The following is a 19,943-nucleotide window of genomic DNA, read 5'->3' as shown; positions in this document are numbered from 1 at the left end:
TCATGGTCGGCCGACGGGAGCACCAGCCGCTGTTCGAGCGGGAGCCGCTCTGGTACAAGGATGCGATCTTCTACGAGGTGCACGTTCGCGCGTTCTACGACAGCAACGCGGACGGTATCGGCGACTTCCGGGGTCTGGTCGAAAAGCTGGACTACATCCAGGACCTGGGTGTCACCACGATCTGGCTGCTGCCGTTCTACCCGTCGCCCCTGCGCGACGACGGCTACGACATCGCCGACTACACCAACGTCCACCCCGACTACGGCACCCTACGCGACGTCCGGCGCTTCGTGCGCGAGGCGCACCGGCGCGGCCTCCACGTCGTAACCGAGCTTGTCTGCAACCACACCTCCGACGAGCACCCGTGGTTCCAGCGTGCGCGCCGGGCCAAACCCGGCAGTGTCTGGCGGAACTACTACGTGTGGAGCGACACTCCGGACAAGTACAGAGATGCCCGCATCATTTTCAAGGACTTTGAGCGCTCCAACTGGACCTGGGACCCGGTGGCCGGTGCTTACTACTGGCACCGCTTCTACAGCCACCAACCGGACCTCAACTACGACAACCCGCGGGTACGACGAGAGATCTTCCGCATCCTCGACTTCTGGCTCGACATGGGTATCGACGGTCTCCGGCTCGACGCCATCCCCTATCTCTACGAGCGCGAAGGCACCAACTGTGAGAACCTGCCGGAGACCCACGCCTTCCTGAAGGAGTTGCGGGCGCACATCGACGAGCGGTTCAGCGACCGGATGCTCCTGGCCGAGGCGAATCAGTGGCCCGAGGACGCCGTCCAGTACTTCGGCGACGGCGACGAATGCCACATGGCCTTCCACTTCCCGCTGATGCCGCGCATGTTCATGGCGCTGCGCATGGAGGACCGCTTCCCGATCATCGACATCCTCGCACAGACACCGGCCATCCCCGACAACTGCCAGTGGGCGCTGTTCCTGCGCAACCACGACGAGTTGACGCTGGAGATGGTCACTGACGATGAACGCGACTACATGTACCGCGTCTACGCCAACGACCCGCAGATGCGGATCAATCTCGGGATCCGCCGTCGCCTCGCGCCGCTCCTCGGGAACAACCGGCGTCGGATCGAGCTGATGAACGGCTTGCTCTTCTCGTTCCCCGGAACGCCGGTGATCTACTACGGCGACGAGATCGGCATGGGCGACAACATCTACCTGGGCGACCGCGACGGCGTCCGCACGCCCATGCAGTGGACCGCCGACCGCAATGCCGGTTTCTCGGAGGCCAAGCGGCAGCAGCTCTACCTGCCGGTCATCGTCGACGCCGAGTACCACTACGAGGCGGTCAACGTCGAGGCGCAGCAGAACAACCCCTACTCGCTCCTCTGGTGGATGAAGCGACTGATCGCCCTCCGCAAGCGCTACCGGGCCTTCGGTCGCGGCAGCCTCGAATTCCTCTACCCGGAGAACCGGAAAGTGCTCGCCTATATCCGCCGCTATGAGGACGAGCAGATCCTGGTGGTCGCCAACCTGTCCCGCTTCGTCCAGGCGGTCGAGCTCGACCTGTCCGAGTTCCAGGGGCTCATGCCGGTCGAGATGTTCGGGCACATCGAGTTCCCGCCGGTGACCGATCAGCCCTACTTCCTCACGCTGGGCCCCCACTCGTTCTACTGGTTCATCATGGAGCCACAGCGGGTGGCGGGTGATCGAATCGAGATCACGACGGAACGGGACACCATCCAAACCGTGACCGTCGCGCGGGACTGGCAGGAAGTCTTCGAGGGACGCGGGCTGGAGCGGCTGGCGGACGTGCTGCCGACCTACCTCCCAACCCGGCGCTGGTTCGGCGGGAAGGCGCGCAAGATCAAGGGGGCGGTGATCCTCGACGTGATCCCGCTGCCCAACGGCAACAAGCCTGCCTACGCGGTCGTCACCCAGGTCGACTACCGGGAAGGCGACTCCGAGCACTACCTGCTGCTGATGTCGGCTGCGGACATCACGGAGGGCGCCGAGATCCTGGAAGCGGCACCGCACGCCGCCGTCGCGCGCGTCCGTGCCCGGAGCGGTGCCGAGTGGCTGCTGTTCGACGCACTCGTTGATCCCGCCATCGGTCACACCCTCCTCGACGTGATCGCGAGCCGTCGCCGCGTTAAGGGCATGGCCGGGGAGATCGTCGGCGATCGCGCCAGCTACCTGCGCCGGAACCAAGCGTCGCGCGACGAGCTGGAACCGCGCGTCATGCACGCCGAGCAGAGCAACACCTCGATTGTCTACGGCGATCGCCTCGTCCTCAAGCTGTATCGGCGCCTGCATCCCGGCGTGAATCCGGATCTCGAACTCAACCGCTACCTGACCGCACGCCGGTTCCCGAACACCCCGCCGTTCGCCGGGTCGATTGAGTACCGGCGCAAGGGTGGAGAGCCGATGAGCCTCGGCCTGCTCCAGGGCTTCGTTCCCAACGAGGGTGATGCCTGGACCTACACCCTCGACTCGCTCGGTCGCTTCTTCGAGCGCGCGCTCACGGTCCCGACCGAACTCACCAGCGAACCGGTGCGGGCCGCGACCCTGCTGGATCTCGCCGACAGCGAGGCACCGGACGAGGCCCACGCGCTCCTGGAGGGCTATTTGTCAGACGCCCACCGCCTCGGCCAGCGCACGGCGGAGATGCACCTGGCGCTCTCCAGCAACACGGAAGACCCGGCCTTCACGCCGGAGCCGATGACCGTTTTCGATCAGCGCTCGCTCTACCAGTCAATGCGCACGCTCACCCTGCAGGTCTTGGAGACGCTGCGCCGCCGCGTGAATGCCCTGGAGCAGCCGCTGCAGGAGGAGGCTCGTGCGGTACTGGCCGCGGAGCAGGAGATCCTCCAACGCTTCCACGCGGTGCGGAGCGAGCGTTTGTCCGGCGTCCGCATCCGCATCCACGGTGATCTCCATCTCGGGCAGGTGCTCTACACCGGCAACGACTTCGTGATGATCGACTTCGAAGGGGAGCCAGCCCGACCGATCAGCGAGCGCCGGCGCAAGCGCTCCGCTATCACCGACGTCGCCGGCATGCTGCGTTCGTTCCACTACGCCACGCACGCCGCGCTGCTACGGGCCCAGGACCAGGGGATCGTGCGCGACGCCGATCTGGTCACGCTGGAACCGGCCGCTCAGTTCTGGTACCAGTGGGTCGCTGTCTCCTTCCTCCAGGGCTACCTCAGCACCGCCCAGGGAGCGCCGTTCGTACCGTCCAACCGGCGCGATCTGGAGATCCTGCTCGACGCACTGCTGCTGGAGAAGGCCGTGTACGAGGTCGGCTACGAGTTGAACAACCGGCCTGATTGGCTACGGATCCCGCTGGCGGGCATCCTGGCGATCCTGGGCAGATCGGCGGTTCCCGAGCACTGACGGGAAAGCTGGCACGAAGCCTGCGCCAGCGGGGAGGGTGGATGGAGGATCGACGGAGCCGGCCCTCGCTCACCCGCTTGGAAGGCCGGGGACAAGCCAAGAGACACTGCGCGCTGGAGGGGAAACACCGTGCCCAACGAGATCGACCGGCGATCGACGTCCCTACCGCCCGCGGCGGGGCCGTCCCCGGCAGCCAGCCCGTCGCTGCTGAGCGCCGACGACCTCTACCTGTTCAACGAGGGCTCCCACCTGCGCCTCTACGAGCATCTCGGCGCGCACACCATCGTTGTGGGGGATGTGCCCGGCACCTACTTTGCGGTCTGGGCCCCGAACGCCGAGCGGGTCGCTGTGATCGGCGACTTCAACGGCTGGGACCCCACCCGTCACCTCCTCCGACCACGCGAACAGTCGGGCATCTGGGAGGGGTTCATCCCGGGGGTCGGACACGGTGCCCTCTACAAGTACCACATCGTCTCGCGTTACCACGGCTATGAAGTCGACAAGACCGACCCGTTCGCCTTCTTCACCGAGGTTCCGCCCAAGACGGCATCGATTGTCTGGGATCTCGACTACACCTGGGGCGATCAGGAGTGGATGGCAACCCGTGGCGCCCGCAATGCTGCCGACGCGCCGATCGCGATCTACGAGGTCCACCTGGGCTCCTGGATGCGCGTCCCTGAGGAGGGGAACCGCTCGCTGAGCTACCGCGAGCTGGCGCCGCGGCTCACCGACTACGTGACCCGCATGGGCTTCACTCACGTCGAGTTCTTGCCGGTCATGGAGCACCCCTTCTTCGGCTCGTGGGGCTACCAGATCACCGGCTACTTCGCCCCGTCCAGCCGCTACGGCACGCCCCAGGACTTCATGTTCCTGGTGGACTACCTGCACCAGCACGGCATCGGCGTGATCCTCGACTGGGTACCGTCCCACTTCCCCACTGACGACTTCGGCCTGGCCTTCTTCGACGGCACGCACCTCTACGAGCACGCCGACCCGCGCAAGGGGTTCCACCCGGACTGGAACAGCTACATCTTCAACTACGGCCGGAACGAAGTCCGCAGCTTCCTCCTCAGCAACGCCCTGTTCTGGCTGGATCGCTACCACGCCGACGGGCTGCGCGTGGACGCAGTCGCGTCGATGCTCTATCTCGACTACTCCCGGAAGCCAGGCGAATGGATTCCCAATGAGCATGGCGGTCGGGAGAACCTGGAAGCCATCAGCTTGCTGCGCCGCCTGAACGAAGAGGTCTACCGACACTATCCCGATGTTCAGACCATCGCAGAGGAGTCGACCGCCTGGCCGATGGTCTCCCGCCCGACCTACGTCGGCGGCCTCGGCTTCGGCATGAAGTGGGACATGGGCTGGATGCACGACACACTCAGCTACATGGCCCGCGACCCGATTCATCGGCGCTACCACCACCACGAGTTGACCTTCCGGATGATCTACGCCTTCACCGAGAACTTCGTGCTCCCGCTGTCGCACGACGAGGTTACCCACGGGAAGGGCTCGCTGCTGGGCAAGATGCCAGGCGACGACTGGCAGAAGTTCGCCAACCTGCGCCTGCTTCTCACCTACATGTGGGCCCAGCCGGGAAAGAAGCTCCTCTTCATGGGCGGCGAGTTCGGGCAGTGGCAGGAGTGGAACCACGACGGCAGCGTGCAGTGGGACCTGATCCAGTACGCGCCCCACCAGGGCATCCAGCGGCTGGTCGAGGACCTCAATCGCCTCTACCGCGAGCAGCCGGCCCTGCACGAACGCGACTTCGACCCGGAGGGCTTCGCCTGGATCGAAGCCAACGACGCCGAGCAGAGCGTGGTGACCTTTCTCCGCAGGGGGCGGGCTGAGGTTAGCGAGATCGTCGCTGCCTTCAACTTCACGCCCGTACCGCGCCACAACTACATCATCGGCGTACCGCGCTTCGGCCGGTGGCGCGAGATCCTCAACAGCGACGCGACTGTATACGGCGGCAGCGGCCAGGGTAACCTCGGCGGCGTGACTGCCAACCCGGTTCCGTCGCACGGCTACACCCAGTCGATCACCATCACCATTCCCCCGCTCGGGGCCGTGCTGTTCGCCCCCGATGAGGCCCGGCAATGATGCGGCCCGCCGAGCCAGGACTCGGCGCGACCTATCTGGGTGACGGACAGACCCACTTCCTCGTCTGGGCTCCGTTTGCCACCACGGTTGATGTGCGACTGTTGGGCCCGACGCAGCGCGAGGTGCGCCTCAGGCCTCTGCCGCGCGGTTACCACGCCGCCACCGTCGACGATGTCCAGCCCGGCTCCCGCTACACTTTTGTCCTTGACGGCACGCTGGAGCGACCCGACCCGGCCTCTCGCTCCCAACCGGAGGGAGTCCACCGTCCGTCAGAGGTGATTGATCCCTCCGAGTTCTCCTGGACGGACCAGGGCTGGTGCGGTCTCCCGCTCCGTGACCTTGTCGTCTACGAGCTGCATGTCGGCACCTTCAGCGATGCGGGAACGTTCCTCGGAGTGATCCCATACCTCGACGGCCTACGCGACCTTGGGATTACGGCCATCGAGATCATGCCGGTGGCACAGTTCCCGGGTGAGCGCAACTGGGGTTACGACGGCGTCTACCCGTTCGCCGTTCAGAACAGTTACGGCGGCGCGGAGGGACTGGCGAGGCTCGTCGACGCCTGCCACCAGCGCGGTCTCGCGGTGGTCCTCGACGTCGTCTACAACCATCTCGGCCCAGAGGGCAACTACCTGGGCGATTTCGGACCGTATTTCACCGAGCGCTATCACACGCCGTGGGGAGCGGCGCTGAACTTCGACGGCCCGCATAGCGACGAAGTTCGCCGCTACTTCATCGAGAACGCGTGCTACTGGATTGACACGCTCCACATCGACGCACTGCGGCTTGACGCGGTGCACACGATCTTCGACCGCTCAGCTCATCCCTTCCTCCAGGAGCTGTCGGAATCGGTGAACGACGTGGCAGAGCGACGGAACAGGCGCGTCCATCTGATCGCTGAGAGCGACTTGAACGACCCGCGGCTCGTTCGCCCTCCATTGCTTGGCGGATACGGCTTGAGCGCCCAGTGGAATGACGACTTTCATCATGCCGTCGACGCGCTCCTCACCGGTGCGAGGAGCCCCTATCGCCGCGATTTCGGCACCATCGACCACCTGGCCCGCGCCTACCGCGATGGCTTTGTCTATTCAGGCCAGTACTCGCAGCGTCGGCAACGCCGCTTCGGCGCCCCGCTCACGGGCGTAGAGGCGCAGCAACTGGTGATTTTCGTCCAGAACCACGACCAGGTCGGCAATCGCGTGGACGGCGAGCGGTTGGCAACCTTGACGTCGTTCGACGGGCTCCGGCTTGCCGCCGCAGCGACGATCCTCTCACCCTACGTCCCCCTGCTCTTCATGGGCGAAGAGTATGGGGAGACAACCCCCTTCCACTACTTCACCAGCCACACCGACCCGGACCTGGTGGCTGCCGTTCGTGAAGGACGCCAGCGCGAATTCGCGGAGCACTGGGACCGCGACGCGCCCGATCCCCAGGATCCCACGCTCTTCATCTCCTCACGCCTGCGCCCAGACCTCGCTGATCGTGAACCGCACCGGCAGCTCGTGGCACTCTACCGCGAACTCCTCACCCTGCGGCGGGAATTGCCGTCCCTGGCGCACCTGAGGCGCGACACCCTGGAGGTAACAGTCGCCCGGCCTGCCCGGGTTCTCCTGGTGCACCGCTGGCATGGGCCGGATGCCACCATCCTGGCGTTGAACTTCGACGACCAACCCGCGACGGTACTGCTCCCGGTTCCCGGCGGGAACTGGCACAAGCGGCTCGACACCGCAGATCCTACGTGGGGCGGATCGGGTAGCCGTGCGCCGGATGCCGTGGACGCCAGTCAGGCCACGGCGGTGCCGCTGCCGCCTCGCGCCGCCGTGCTCTACCACCGCCAGATCGCCAAGGAAGCGCCATGAGTAGCGTGCCGTCCCTCCCGACCGCGACCTATCGACTGCAACTCAACCGCGACTTTGGCTTCGCAGAGGCACGCGCGCTGGTCCCCTACCTCGACCGGCTCGGGATCAGCCACGTCTACGCGTCGCCCATCTTTGCGGCCCGGAGCGGCAGTACCCACGGGTACGACGTGGTCGATCCCCGCCGAGTGAACCATGAGCTCGGGACGGACGCCGACTTCGCGGCCTTCGTCGACGAGCTGCATGCGCACGGCATGGGTCTCATCCTGGACATCGTCCCGAACCACATGGCTGCCAGCACCGAGAACCCTTGGTGGACCGACGTGCTGACCTGGGGCCCTGCGTCACCGTACGCGGGCTTCTTCGCCATCGACTGGCGCGGCCCGGATCCGTCATCCGGAGCGCCGCAGAAGATCCTCGTTCCGGTCCTCGGCGAGCCGTATGCGCAAGCGCTCGAGTCAGGCGCTCTGCAGCTCAAGCTGGACGCCGACGGCCTCTTCATCGACTACCACGGGCTCCGCTTCCCGTTGAATCCGGGCACGTACCACCTGGTGCTCGATCTCGACGGCCCTGCCGCCATCTCGGACGAAGCACGAGAGCGGATCAGGGCGATCGCCGCAGCCTCCCATGCGCTGACCACCGGGAAGCTCGGTGACGACGACCACTTGCGTCGTACGAGGGAGGGGCGGACTATCATCGAAAGCCTGTGGTCCCTCTACACCAGCGGAGGGACCGGACGCGCCGCGGTCGAGGACTGTCTAGCCGCGGCACAGGGTACGCCGGGGGACCCCGCGTCGTTCGATCGGCTCCACACCCTACTCGAGGCGCAGCCATACCGGCTCGCCTTCTGGAAGGTCGCAGCCGAGCGGGCGACCTACCGGCGTTTCTTCGACATCAGCGACCTCGTCGCCGTCCGAGCCGAGGATCCGGCGGTCGTCGAGGCGACCCACGCCCTCATTTTCCGGTTCATTGAAGAGGGAAAGGCGCAGGGACTGCGCATCGACCACGTGGACGGCCTCCGCGACCCGGCCGGGTACCTGCGCTACCTGCGGCGGCGGTTGGATCACGCCGACACCCCGCCGCCCTACATCGTCGTCGAGAAGATCCTTGCGCCTGGTGAAGACCTCCCACCGGACTGGCCTGTCGCCGGCACGACCGGGTACGACTTCCTCAACGTCCTGACGGCCGTTTTCGTCGACCCCGACGGGCTGGCCGAGCTTGGGAACAGCTACGGCCGCTTTACCGGCGCCTACGACTCGTTCGATGAGGTGGCGCGGCGGGAGAAACGCCGCGTCATCCACGAACTCTTCGCGGGGGAGACGCAGAGCCTCGTGCGGCGACTTGAAGCGATCGCGGCACACGACCGCCACGCTCGTGATCTGAGCCCGGAGGAATTGCGGGCCGCGCTCGTGGCGGTCACAGCGTGCCTCCCCGTCTACCGGACCTACGCCGCGGGTGACCGATCGGCACCACAAGACTCGCGCTGGGTCGATTCCGCGATCGCCGCCGCCGAACAGGACGAGCCCACGGTGCCCGCCGTGGTTTTCTCCTTCCTCCGCCGCGTGCTCTCGCTGGCGTTCCCTCCCACGCTGAGCGAGGAGCAACGCCGCGCCTGGCGCGAGTTCGTCGCCCAGTGGCAGCAGCTCACCGGCCCGGTGACGGCCAAGGGTGTCGAAGATACGGCCTTCTACGTCTACAACCGGCTGCTCGCCCTCAACGAGGTCGGTGGTGACCCGGACATCAACGGAGAACCGGTGGCCAATTTCCACGCCTTCAATGCCCATCGTCGCTCAGCGTGGCCGCACAGTCTCAACACCACCTCGACGCACGACACCAAGCGCGGCGCGGACGTGCGTGCCCGGCTTGTCGCGCTCTCCGAGGTGCCTGGGGAGTGGGAGCGAGCGGTGCGCCGCTGGAGTCGCTGGAATCAACCGTGGAAGACGATCGTCGAGGGCCGTCCCGTCCCCGACGCCAACGAGGAGTGGTTCCTCTATCAGACCCTCGTCGGTGCCTGGCCGTTGGCGGATGCCGACCTGACCGACTTCCGCGAGCGGCTGGGCACGTACCTGCGCAAGGCCATGCGAGAGGCGAAGGCAGCCACGAGCTGGCTCCGGCCCAATGTCGAGCACGAGGAGGCGGTGCTGGGGTTCGTCGAGGCCATCCTCACGCCTGGAGAGGAGAACCGGTTCCTCCCCGACTTCGTCCGTTTCACGCGCCGGATCGCTGCCTACGGCGCCATCACCGGACTGGCCCAGGTCGTCCTGCACGCCACCGCGCCCGGAATTCCCGACATCTACCGGGGCACTGAGGTCTGGGACCTGACGCTGGCAGACCCCGACAACCGTCGCCCGATCGACTACGAGCTCCTGAGACAGATGCTGCACGAAGTCGGCGACGAGGGCGGCTCAGCCCTTGATCGGCGTTCAGCCCACCTCCTTGCTCACTGGAGCGACGGGCGCATCAAGCTGGAGGTGCTGACGCGTGCCCTGACCACCCGGCGGGCCGAGCCCGACCTGTTCGCCGGCGGTGATTACCTCCCGCTGGAGTCCCGGGGCGAACGTGCAACCCACCTGGTAGCCTTCGCGCGGCGCCAGGACGACCGTTGGGCGGTCACGATCGCACCACGACTGATCGCCACGCTCCGACCGAGGGCGGCCCCACCGGTCGGCCGCCGGACGTGGGGAGACACGTGCATCCTGCTCCCGCCCGGCGCGCCGGTTGTTTGGCGCGATGCGCTGACCGGGCAACGACTTCGCGCCCGACAGGGCTCGGCAGGTTGGACGATCCCCATTCACCACGCGCTCCGGACGCTCCCGGTTTCCCTGCTGGTCGGGCGCGCGAGCTCGGCGGGTTAGGCACCGGTAGCACCAACCCGCGGTTGCGAGAGCTGGTCAGGTTCGGCGTCCTCGGTCGGCCGGATGTGGTAGGATTACGTTGTGTTCTTGCCTTCTCGCCCCTCCGGCGCTTTCAACACCCCGACAAGTGCCGGTGCGGGCCGCGGCCGGTCCCGGTCGTGGGCGAGGATTCCGCACCACGCGGCTGGCAGAGACTCCCATAGCAGTCCCGGTCCACGTGATGCGATACAGACACGAGGCTTGCGCGTGCCGAAGGCCGCATCCCACCCGTGGTGTGGGTGCACGGGCTACAGGCCCGAGGCAGGCTGAAGATCGGCCGCGCGAGCGGAGAAGGAGGATTCATGGCACGACCAACACAGCGACGAGGTGGCGCGCAGGCGCCAGCACGCGGGCCGCGCCCCAGCAACCCCGACGCGATCACCGTCGAGGGACGGGTCGCTGAGGCCCTGCCCAACGCGATGTTCAGGGTTGAACTCGACAACGGGCATACGGTCCTCGCTCATCTGGCGGGGAAGATGCGCAAGCACTTCATCCGTGTGCTCCCTGGCGACCGCGTGGTCGTGGAGCTGTCACCCTACGATCTGACCCGGGGTCGCATCACCTACCGCTACCGCTAGCGGCCGTTTCCCCAGTTCCCCACCCGGCACGCCGGCGGCGCGGTCCGCCGCCGCGCTTCGCCGCGATACCCCTTACACCGCCGCGTCGTCGTTCCTGTCCTTCGTTCACTTGCCGGCTGGATGCGGCTATAATGACGGCAACGACTCACCGGCGCCCGCAGTGCGCATCGCACTGAGTAGATTGGACGGACGATGGGTTTGCTATCCCGATTCACCACCCTCATCAAGGTCAAGGTGAACCGGCTGCTCGGTGCGGCCGAGGATCCGCGTGAGACGCTCGACTACTCCTATGAGCGCCAGTTGGAGATGCTGCAGCAGGTCAAGCGCGGAGTCGTCGAGGTAGCGACCTCCAAGCGGCGGCTAGAGCTGCAGAAGGCCAAGCTGCAGGAGAGCGTCAACCGGCTCAATGAACAGGCGCGGCAGGCCGTCGCGGTTGGGCGGGATGACCTGGCACGCGCCGCGCTCGAGCGCCGCGCCATGATCCAGCAGCAGTTGGCGGACCTGGATCAGCAGACGGCGCAGCTCGATCAGGAGCAGGCGAAGCTGGAGCAGGCCGAGACCCGGCTGCGGATGAAGATCGAGTCCTTCCGCACGCGCAAGGAAGTGGTCAAGGCCCAGTACTCAGCGGCCGAGGCCCAGGTGCGTATCGGTGAGGCGGTAACCGGACTCTCCGAGGAGTTGGCCGACGTTGGTCTGGCCCTCGATCGCGCCCAGGAGAAGACCGAGCAGCTCCAGGCTCGCGCCGGTGCCATCGACGAGCTGATCGCCTCCGGCGCATTGGAGGACTTTACGACCTCCGGGCGTGATGCGATCGAACGGGAGCTGGCGCAGATCACCGTGCGCGAAAGCGTTGACGCCGAACTGGCGGCGCTCAAGGCCGAACTTGGTGCTCCTGAGCAGCCAAAGACGCTCCCAGAGGGAGGCCAGCAATGATCGTGCGGATCGCGACCGAGGGCCAATACCGGATCGACAGCGCCTACCTCGACAAGTTGAACGAGATCGACAACGACCTTGTGGCGGCCATCGCTGCCGGCGACAAGGACCGCTTCAAGGTGCTGCTCAACGACCTGCTGGCCCTCGTGCGCGAGCATGGCACGCCCGTCCCGGCGGAGGAGCTGGTGGAATCTGAGATCGTCCTGCCGCCTCCCGACACGACCTTCGAAGAGGCCAGCGAGATGTTCATCGGCGACGGGCTGGTTCCGGGCTAGACGCTACCGCACGACGAAAATTCCATGGGTGACAGAGGGGAGCAGCGATGATGGCTCCCCTTCGTCGTGATCTCTCTAGTTGGTGTCACCCTCGGCCGAGGTGGCTGCTCGTGCAGGACCGATGACGGTGGCCTGCTCACGCTGGATCACGTCGGCTGGCCCGCCCGCCGTCGTCGCGGTTAGAACGGGATGTCCCAGATGGGATACCAGCGCTCGAGCTCCGGCTCCACGGGCAGTTCCCGCTCCATCGCGCTGCCCATCCGCAGCTCGAGCGCGTTGTCGCGAGCGCGATTACCCCGCGGGACGAAGGGGTAGAAACGTCCTCGCTTGTAGTTGTAAATCCAGTAGACGTGCTGCCCCTCGGCTGTGGTGAAGCCGAACACGCTCGCAAGGAGCTGCTCGCCGAAGCCGTTGGCGACCAGCTCCTCGCTCACGATGTGGATCGTCGCGACCAGGTCCTCGAACTCAGGATCCTGGAGGATGATCCAGCGGAAGTTGTACTGGTCAGTCTTCGTCTCGAAGCGCGACCCGGTGTCGCGGGTGCTGATCTCAAGGAGCGCGTTCAGGTCGACGCTCATGCGCTCGAAGTAGTTGGACTCGACCGGCTTGAAGGTGATCCCGGCTCGGTCGATCGCCTTCAGGCCGAGCTGCAGCTCCAAGGTCACCATCGCCGTGGAGATGGCGAACAGGCGCTCGTTCTTCGCCGGAAGGGGTCGAGCGCGCCCCAGCAGCGCATCCAGGAACCGCCTCACAGCCCCTCCATCTCCCGCGACAGACGCCGCAGCCGTTCCAGGCGGTTCTCCAGCGACGGGTGCGTCGAGAAGAGCTCGGCCAGATCCCGGCCCTTGGCAGCCGGGATGATGAACAGCGCGTTCATCCCCTGCACCTCGCGCAGGTCGCGTTCGGGAATGCGATCCATCACGCCGCTGATCTTGATGAGCGCCGACATCAACTGCGACGGTGCGCCGGTGATGATTGCGGCGCCGCGGTCCGCGGCGTACTCCCGGTAGCGCGACAGAGCGCGGATCAAGAAGTAGCTGATCACCCAGACAAGAATCGACGCGAGGTAGACGAGCGCGATCGCTCCGCCACCGCCATCGCGCCGGTCGCCACGCCGGCCCCCAAACCCGCCGTACATGCCGCCCCAGAACAGCCAGCGCATCAACAACTGCGCGACCACGGCGAAGAAGGTCGCGAGCGTCATCACCATGACGTCGCGGTTGCGGATGTGGCTCAGCTCGTGCGCCAGCACCGCTTCGATTTCAGGCGGGTCGAGACGCTCCAGCAACCCCTGCGTGACGGCCACCACGGAGTTCTTGGGGTTGCGCCCCGTCGCGAAGGCGTTTGGTACGCGTGAGGGCGAGATGGCCACACGCGGCTTGGGCAGGTCGGCGATCTGGGCGAGGCGATCAACCATCGCGTGCAGCTCCGGCGCCTCTTGCGGGGAGACCTCTCGGGCGCCCATCGTCATGAGCGCAATCTTGTCCGACGCGAAGTACTGAACTCCCAGCAACGCAGCCGCGATAACGGTCATGGTGATGAAGTCCACCCCGGCATACCACAACACCGCGATGAAGCCAAGGTAAACGGCTGCCAGCAAGAACATCACGATGAACATGCGGACAGAGAGTTCAGTGTCTCGGCCCCAGCGGGCCATTCGACCGACAGTGCTTGCCACGTTGTTCCTCGCTTTATGTAAGGTACCGAGCCACCTCGATTGAATTATACCCGTAGCGACGAGGCCGACGCGGTGGGAATGGGCCCGAGAGTTGCCGCGAGGCGGTATACTGGTGAGCGTCCAGCGCGCTGCTGCCTCGCTGGTGTAAGCAAGGCTTGTCTGAAGGGTGGTCGATGGAACCGCACCGCGACGAACCGGTCATCATCAGCCGCGGGCTGCACAAGGCATATGGCTCTGTTGTCGCGCTGGATCACCTCGACCTGGAGGTGCCGCCCGGCGCCATCGGTCTGCTGGGACCAAACGGCGCTGGCAAGTCCACCCTCATCAAGCTGCTCCTCGGACTGATCCGCCCGACCCAGGGCGAGGCCAGCGTTCTCGGCTTTGACATCGCCCGCGACGGTATCCAGATCCGCCAGCGCACCGGCTACATGCCCGAATCGGATTGCCTGCCGGGCGATGTGACCGCCGCCGACTTCGTGGGCCACATGGCGCAGATGTCGGGGCTACCTGCCCGAGCCGCGCGCCTTCGGGCTGCAGAGGTGCTGTACCACTGTGGCGTCGACGAGGAGCGCTATCGCCTGATCCGGGAGTTCTCGACCGGCATGAAGCAGCGGGTCAAGCTGGCCCAGGCGATCGTCCACGACCCCGATCTGGTCTTCCTCGATGAGCCAACCAACGGCATGGACCCGCAGGGCCGGGACGAGATGCTGCAGCTCATCAACCGGATCCACCGCGAGGTGGGGATCACCGTGGTACTCAGTTCCCACTTGCTCGATGACGTCGAGCGCGTCTGCGACTATGTCTTGCTGATTGCCCAGGGCCGGCTGGTGCAGCATGGCCCGGTGCGTGAGCTGATCGCGGGGGCCGGCGACATCCTGGTAGAGGTCGACGGTGATGCAGCTCGCTTCCGCGAAGCCCTGATCGCGCGCGGCGCGACCGTAACGGCGAGCGACGGCATGCTCGCCGTGAAGCACACCGATGACCTGGTCTTCGATCTGATCCGGGACACGGCTGCGGACCTCGATGTCGCCCTTCGCGGGTTGCGGGTGCAATCGCGCTCGTTGGAGGACGTTTATGTCCAGCAGGTACTGGCAGCCAACGGAGGGAGCGACGGTGTCGAGCGTGCCGGGTGAGGCCGGCGCCGCCCAGTCCGGCGGGCGCTATGGCGAGGTCTTCGATCGTGGCTACCAGCACTACGAGGGACGTCGGGAGGGGCGTGCCCACGCGGTGCGTGCGCTGACCTGGTACTCGGTTCGGCGCGCGCTGGGCGTCAAGAAGCGCTGGACGGCCAAGATTATCCCGATCTTTCTCTACGCCGCCTCCTTCCTACCGGTGGCGGTAATCATCGGCATTCGCGCCCTGGTCGGCCCGGTGGCAGAGGGGTTCAACTACAGCACCCTGTACATCGCCCTCTCGCCCTTGCTCCTGATCTTCGCCGCGGCGGCTGCGCCGGAGATGCTGTGCGACGATCGGCGGGAGAACGTCCTCCCGCTCTACTTCTCCCGGGCCATTACGCGCGGCGACTACCTGTTTGCCAAGATCGCGGCACTCGGCATTCTTCTGGGCTCGATCGCGATTCTGCCGCCGCTGCTCCTCTTCATCGGCAACGTGCTGCTAGCCGACTCCCCGCTCACCTACCTGCGTGAGCAGCCCGACGAGGTTGGCCGGATTCTGGCCACGGGTACGCTGCTCTCAATCTTCTATGCCGCTATCGGGCTGGTCATCGCGTCGTTCACCGCCCGCAAAGGGGTAGCGGCCGCCATCTACATCGGGTTCATCACCATTGAGACGGCGATCGTCCAAGCGCTCGCCAGCGCCATCACGGCCTCGTGGCGTGATTTCCTGGACCTGATCAGCCTCGCCGACGTCCCGGACCGAATCATCAACTGGATCTTCGGCGGCGCAACGGCGGTCGGCTCACCGCCGATCGGGACACCACTACAGGGATGGCTCTATCTCCTGGTGGTGGCCGCCGTGGCTGCTATCTGCGGCGTCGTCATGTACCAGCGCTACCTGGCCGAAGATTGACGCACTACGTCGGACCGAAAGGCACGGCACGGTGGTAGAAGTCGAACAGCAAGCCGAAGAGCAGAGGCCGGTCGCCGGGTTCGTGCCTCCGGACGGCCCGCGGACGATCGAAGTCACCGAGGTGTCAAAATGGTACGGTGACGTCGTCGCCGTGTCGAACGTCTCATTCGCGATCGGTCCTGGGGTGACTGGCCTCCTGGGACCGAACGGTGCGGGCAAGTCCACGATCCTGAAGATGCTGGCCGGGCTGCTTACCCCATCCATGGGGACCGTGCGCGTGCTCGGCGAGCCGGTACGAGCCAATCCGGGGCTCTACCGACGCGTCGGCCTCGTGCCCGAGCAGGAGGTGGTCTACCCCTTCCTTACCGGTCGGGAGTTCGTCCGGCTCAACGCAATCCTTCAGCGGCTGCCCGATCCAGACGCCGCCGCAGCCGCGGCAATCGCCCGGGTGGAGATGACGGCGGCCGCGGATCGACCGGTCGGCGGCTATTCGAAGGGGATGCGCCAGCGGATCAAGGTGGCTGCCGCCCTGGTCCACGAGCCGGAAGTGCTCATCCTGGACGAGCCGCTGACCGGCACCGACCCGTTGCAGCGCCTCCAGCTCATCAAGCTCATCCGGTCGCTCGGCGCCGAAGGTCGCACGGTGATCGTCTCCTCCCACATCCTGCACGAGGTCGAGCGCCTGGCAGATCAGATTCTGGTGCTGGTCAACGGGAAGCTCGCCGCGGCGGGTGACTACCGCGCGATTCGCGACAAGATCGACGAGCACGCCCGCCGGGTGCGGGTGCGCGCCGATGACGCCCGTACCCTGGCGGCCGCGCTGATCCGCCTGCCGGCACTTGAGAGCGTCCGCGTCGACGGCGACGCCGTGCTGATCGAGACCGGCGACGTCCGGGATCTCTACCGCGCCGTGCCGAAGGTTGCGCGAGAGCTCGGTATCCGGCTGTACGAGGTCACGGCGCTCGACGACTCTCTGGCCAGCGTTTTCGCCTACGTGACCGCACGTTAGACCCCGAGGAGGGCGGAGAGCAGCATGTCGATTACCCGCCGCGCGCCGATCCTGTGGCTCACGCTGCGCCAGTTTCGCGCCGGTCGAGCCACCCTCCTGGTCGCTCTCTTCGCAGCAACCCCCGTCCTCTTCGCCGCCATCTTCCGCTGGAGCAGTGAGACGGGAGACGCCGCCGAGTTTCTGACCAACCTGTTCCTTGAGATTCTGGCGCCGACCATCCTGCCCCTCGCCACGTTGATCCTGGCGACCAACGCGCTCGGCAACGAGATCGCCGACCGGACGCTCGTCTACATCGTCCTCAAGCCCGTGGCACGCAGCCGGTTGATCGTCGAGAAGTTCATTGCCTCGGCACTCGTGACGGCTCTGGCTTTCACGATCGGACTGGTGGCGACGTGGGTCGTCGCGTCTGGGGGCAGCGGCTCGGGGCGCATGCTGGGCGCCCTGCTGGGAGGAACCCTGGCCGGGGTCGCCGCCTACGGTGCGCTCTTCCTGCTGGTCAGCCTGCTGGTCCCGCGGGCCCTGCTGGTAGGGATCATCTACGTCCTGATCTGGGAGTCGGCACTGGCGCGCTTCATTCCTGGCATCAAGATGCTGAGCGTGCGTCACTTCGCCCAGTCGGTCTTCGTCCGGCTCCTCGACAACCCGGCCGTCCGGCTCGATAGTGCGCTGCAGCTCTCCTCCGCCACGATCGTCCTCGCGGTGCTGGTCATCGCCGCGCTGGCGCTCGCGACCCTCCGCTTGCGGCAGATGAACATCCCCTGATACGCTGCCGGCTACACGCCTGCGCTCCCTGCCGTTCCTGACTTGTACCCTCAGGAGTGTGGTGCCCGATGCCGTCGCTCTCGCTCCGCGGCCCGGTCTTCCTCCACCGGCGCCGCTACGCGGAGATCATCACCGTCCTTTCTCGCCACGGGCTGGGCTGGCTCCTGTACCAGCTTGGCCTGAGCACGCTGGTGCCACTCCAGCGGTTGCCGCTGCGCCACGCCAAACGGGTTCCGCGATACACCCAACCCGAGCACCTGCGCCTCGCGCTCGAGGAGCTGGGCACGACTTTCATCAAGCTCGGTCAGATCCTTTCGACCCGTGAGGACCTGCTCCCGCCGGAGTACGTGGCGGAGCTGAGCAAGCTGCGCGAGCATGTGCCGCCAGTCCCCGCCGAGGCCATCATCGCCACCATCGAGGAGTCGTTCGGCCGTCCACTGTCCGACCTCTACAGCGAGTTCGACCCGACTCCGATCGCCGCCGCGTCGATCGGGCAGGTCCACGCGGCGCGCCTCCCAGGCGGGACGCCGGTGGTAGTGAAGGTCCAGAAGCCGGGGATCGCTGCGCAGGTCGAGGAGGATCTGGCGATCCTGATGCAGATGGCGCGGTTCGCCCAGCGTCGCGCCCCCCTTGCTGAGGCCTACGACCTGGTCGCGCTGGTGGACGAGTTCGGCTGGACGCTCCGCAGCGAGCTGGACTACATGCGCGAGGGCCGCAATGCGGACCAGCTTCGCCAGTACTTCGCGGACTCACCCTACGTCGTGATCCCGATTGTCTTCTGGGAGCACACAACGTCCCGCGTCATCACCCTGGAGCGGCTCCACGGCATCCACATCGACGACATCGACGCGCTGGACCGCGCCGGGATCGACCGCCGGCGCCTGGCCCGCAACGCCGCGAACCTCATCCTCGATCAGGTCTTTGTCCACCGCATGTTCCACGCGGACCCACACCCCGGCAACTTCGCCGTGCTACCAGACGGCCGCATCGCCGCGTTCGACTTCGGCATGATCGGCCGCATCGACGACGCAACGCGCGACGCGCTTATGAGCGTCGTCCTGGCGGCGGTGAACCAGGACGCCGATGGTCTGGTAGACGGGTTGGCCGCGCTTTCGGTCGTGGGCCGCGGCACTGACCGGGACGGTCTCCGGCGCGATATCCAGCACCTTCTGGACCGGTACTACGGCGTAAGCCTGAGCGAGTACCGCTTCAACGAGATCTTTCAAGACCTGATGGAGATGGTGCGCCGTCGCCGGCTCCAGCTCCCCGCCGAACTCAGCCTGCTGTTGAAGACGCTCGCGATGTACGAGGCACTGGGTCGCAAGCTGGACCCGGACTTCGAGCCCTTCGCCGTGGCCGCGCCCTACGTGCGGCGGGCAGTCCTGGAGCAATACCTGCCCCAAACCTGGGTGCCGCAATTGCTCGCCGCGGGTGACGACGCGATGCGCTTGCTCACCACCCTTCCTCGTCGCGCCAACCGGCTCCTGACTCGCGCCGAGCACGGCGATCTGGAGGTTGCGATGCGGGTGATCGGGATCGAGGAGATGACGCGCCAAGCGCACCTGCTGGTCAACCGTCTGATCGGTGCTATCCTGATCGCCTCCAGCCTGGTCAGCCTGGGCCTCCTGCTGACCGTCTACCACCCGCCGTGGCTGCTGACGTGGCTCGCTCCGTTGGTCGGCGCAGGCGTGCTCGTCACGCTGGCGCTCGGCCTCTTCCTCGCCCTCCGCGCCCGCCGGAACGGGCGCCGCTTTCGGTGAGCTGCGGGATCACGTTCACGCCGCGCCCAAGGTCAAGTATTGGGGTTCGTCACCGGCCGCGCGTCGTCGGGAGATTCGCCTTGGTCCAGGCAATGATGCCGCCCGTGATATTTGCGGTGCGTTCGTGCCCGCGCTGCCGGTAGAAGTCCGTCGCGTAGGCGCTGCGATTTCCCGAGCGACACAGGAAGAGCACCTCCCGATCGGAGGGGATGGTCTCCACCTCCTCATCCAACTTGCCCAGTGGAATCACCAAGGCGCCAGGCACGGCGACCTCCGCGACCTCATCCGGCTCGCGCACATCCACGATCACGGCGTCGCCGCGTGATGCCCGCTCCCACGCCTGCTGGGGATCGATCTCGGGAACGACAGGCCGTTTTCCGGTGACCATCACCATCACTGTATCCTCTCTGCCCCCTGCCGTTGACGTCCGTGAAGTGTACCAGGCGACTGGCGGCCCCAGGGAGCCGAGGGGGACCGTATCGGCGGGATCAGCATATGCCCGTCCACGTCTCTCGCTGCTGACCCTGCGGCCATGCGTTCGACACGCTGGACCGTTCGGCCGCCGATGCGAAGCAACCGGCCCACCCCGACGGTGGGGCCGGCGATCCAGCACGGCGGCCGGCTCCTTTCGCTACCGGTCGCAACGACTCCGGCGCCGCGGGAATTCCCGCTGAGACCGCGGCCACAAAGACAACCTGACGG

Annotated in this window: 15 protein-coding genes; 12 read left to right on the top strand and 3 right to left on the bottom strand. The window is 66.4% G+C overall.

The genetic code is table 11. The annotated features are described in order from the left end of the window. The first annotated feature begins 2 nt into the window (after positions 1–2). From treS to pspAA, 7 genes are all read left to right on the top strand, one after another. Positions 3–3,368, top strand: coding sequence for a maltose alpha-D-glucosyltransferase (gene treS, locus STHE_RS05470; RefSeq protein WP_012871575.1), 3,366 nt, complete (start codon positions 3–5; stop codon positions 3,366–3,368). Positions 3,369–3,497: 129 nt separating this feature from the next. Next, positions 3,498–5,468 (top strand): 1,4-alpha-glucan branching protein GlgB, encoded by a 1,971-nt coding sequence (glgB, locus tag STHE_RS05465; RefSeq protein WP_012871574.1) that lies wholly within the window; start codon positions 3,498–3,500, stop codon positions 5,466–5,468. Then, positions 5,465–7,327 carry a malto-oligosyltrehalose trehalohydrolase gene (gene treZ, locus STHE_RS05460; RefSeq protein ID WP_012871573.1) on the top strand — a complete coding sequence of 621 codons (1,863 nt, stop codon included), beginning with the start codon at positions 5,465–5,467 and terminating at the stop codon, positions 7,325–7,327. Before glgB ends, treZ begins: the two co-directional genes overlap by 4 nt. Continuing rightward, positions 7,324–10,179, top strand: a complete 2,856-nt coding sequence (treY, locus tag STHE_RS05455; RefSeq protein ID WP_012871572.1) for a malto-oligosyltrehalose synthase — start codon at positions 7,324–7,326, stop codon at positions 10,177–10,179. The genes treZ and treY overlap by 4 nt, the downstream gene beginning before the upstream one ends. A gap of 416 nt (positions 10,180–10,595) precedes the next feature. Beyond that, the gene (infA, locus tag STHE_RS05450) at positions 10,596–10,796 is read left to right on the top strand and encodes a translation initiation factor IF-1 (RefSeq protein WP_041399595.1); all 201 of its coding nucleotides are present in this window, start codon (positions 10,596–10,598) and stop codon (positions 10,794–10,796) included. Positions 10,797–10,988: 192 nt separating this feature from the next. Then, positions 10,989–11,729, top strand: a complete 741-nt coding sequence (locus STHE_RS05445; RefSeq protein ID WP_012871570.1) for a PspA/IM30 family protein — start codon at positions 10,989–10,991, stop codon at positions 11,727–11,729. Then, positions 11,726–12,004: a PspA-associated protein PspAA gene (gene pspAA / locus STHE_RS05440; protein ID WP_012871569.1), complete on the top strand. Its 279-nt coding sequence runs from the start codon at positions 11,726–11,728 to the stop codon at positions 12,002–12,004. Before STHE_RS05445 ends, pspAA begins: the two co-directional genes overlap by 4 nt. Before the next feature lie 179 nt (positions 12,005–12,183). Here the strand turns inward: pspAA and pspAB are convergent, their stop codons facing one another. Together pspAB and htpX are read right to left on the bottom strand one after the other, a co-directional pair. Then, positions 12,184–12,756: a PspA-associated protein PspAB gene (pspAB, locus tag STHE_RS05435; RefSeq protein ID WP_012871568.1), complete on the bottom strand. Its 573-nt coding sequence runs from the start codon at positions 12,754–12,756 to the stop codon at positions 12,184–12,186. After that, complete coding sequence (gene htpX / locus STHE_RS05430; protein WP_041398853.1) at positions 12,753–13,661, bottom strand: zinc metalloprotease HtpX; 909 nt, start codon at positions 13,659–13,661, stop codon at positions 12,753–12,755. The genes pspAB and htpX overlap by 4 nt, the downstream gene beginning before the upstream one ends. Before the next feature lie 194 nt (positions 13,662–13,855). On the opposite strand from htpX, the gene STHE_RS05425 reads away from it, so the two are divergent. The 5 genes from STHE_RS05425 (at position 13,856) to STHE_RS05405 (ending at position 19,241) form a co-directional block, all read left to right on the top strand. Next, positions 13,856–14,815: an ABC transporter ATP-binding protein gene (locus STHE_RS05425; RefSeq protein ID WP_012871566.1), complete on the top strand. Its 960-nt coding sequence runs from the start codon at positions 13,856–13,858 to the stop codon at positions 14,813–14,815. Next, entirely contained in the window at positions 14,796–15,710 is a 915-nt protein-coding gene (locus STHE_RS05420; protein ID WP_041398851.1) for an ABC transporter permease subunit, read from the top strand. The genes STHE_RS05425 and STHE_RS05420 overlap by 20 nt, the downstream gene beginning before the upstream one ends. A gap of 31 nt (positions 15,711–15,741) precedes the next feature. Next, complete coding sequence (locus tag STHE_RS05415; RefSeq protein WP_012871564.1) at positions 15,742–16,719, top strand: ABC transporter ATP-binding protein; 978 nt, start codon at positions 15,742–15,744, stop codon at positions 16,717–16,719. Between the two features lie 24 nt (positions 16,720–16,743). Further along, positions 16,744–17,481: an ABC transporter permease gene (locus tag STHE_RS05410; RefSeq protein WP_012871563.1), complete on the top strand. Its 738-nt coding sequence runs from the start codon at positions 16,744–16,746 to the stop codon at positions 17,479–17,481. 68 nt (positions 17,482–17,549) lie between these two features. Next, on the top strand, positions 17,550–19,241 hold the full coding sequence (locus STHE_RS05405) for an ABC1 kinase family protein (RefSeq protein WP_012871562.1): 1,692 nt from the start codon (positions 17,550–17,552) through the stop codon (positions 19,239–19,241). Positions 19,242–19,290: 49 nt separating this feature from the next. Here STHE_RS05405 and STHE_RS05400 read toward each other — a convergent pair whose 3' ends face one another. Continuing rightward, complete coding sequence (locus tag STHE_RS05400) at positions 19,291–19,635, bottom strand: rhodanese-like domain-containing protein (protein ID WP_012871561.1); 345 nt, start codon at positions 19,633–19,635, stop codon at positions 19,291–19,293. Positions 19,636–19,943 lie beyond the last annotated feature (308 nt).

It is taken from the genome of Sphaerobacter thermophilus DSM 20745, from assembly GCF_000024985.1.
GTDB lineage: Bacteria > Chloroflexota > Chloroflexia > Thermomicrobiales > Thermomicrobiaceae > Sphaerobacter > Sphaerobacter thermophilus.
Note: the sequence above shows the minus strand (reverse complement) of the source record. Positions and strands in the feature narration are given on the sequence as shown.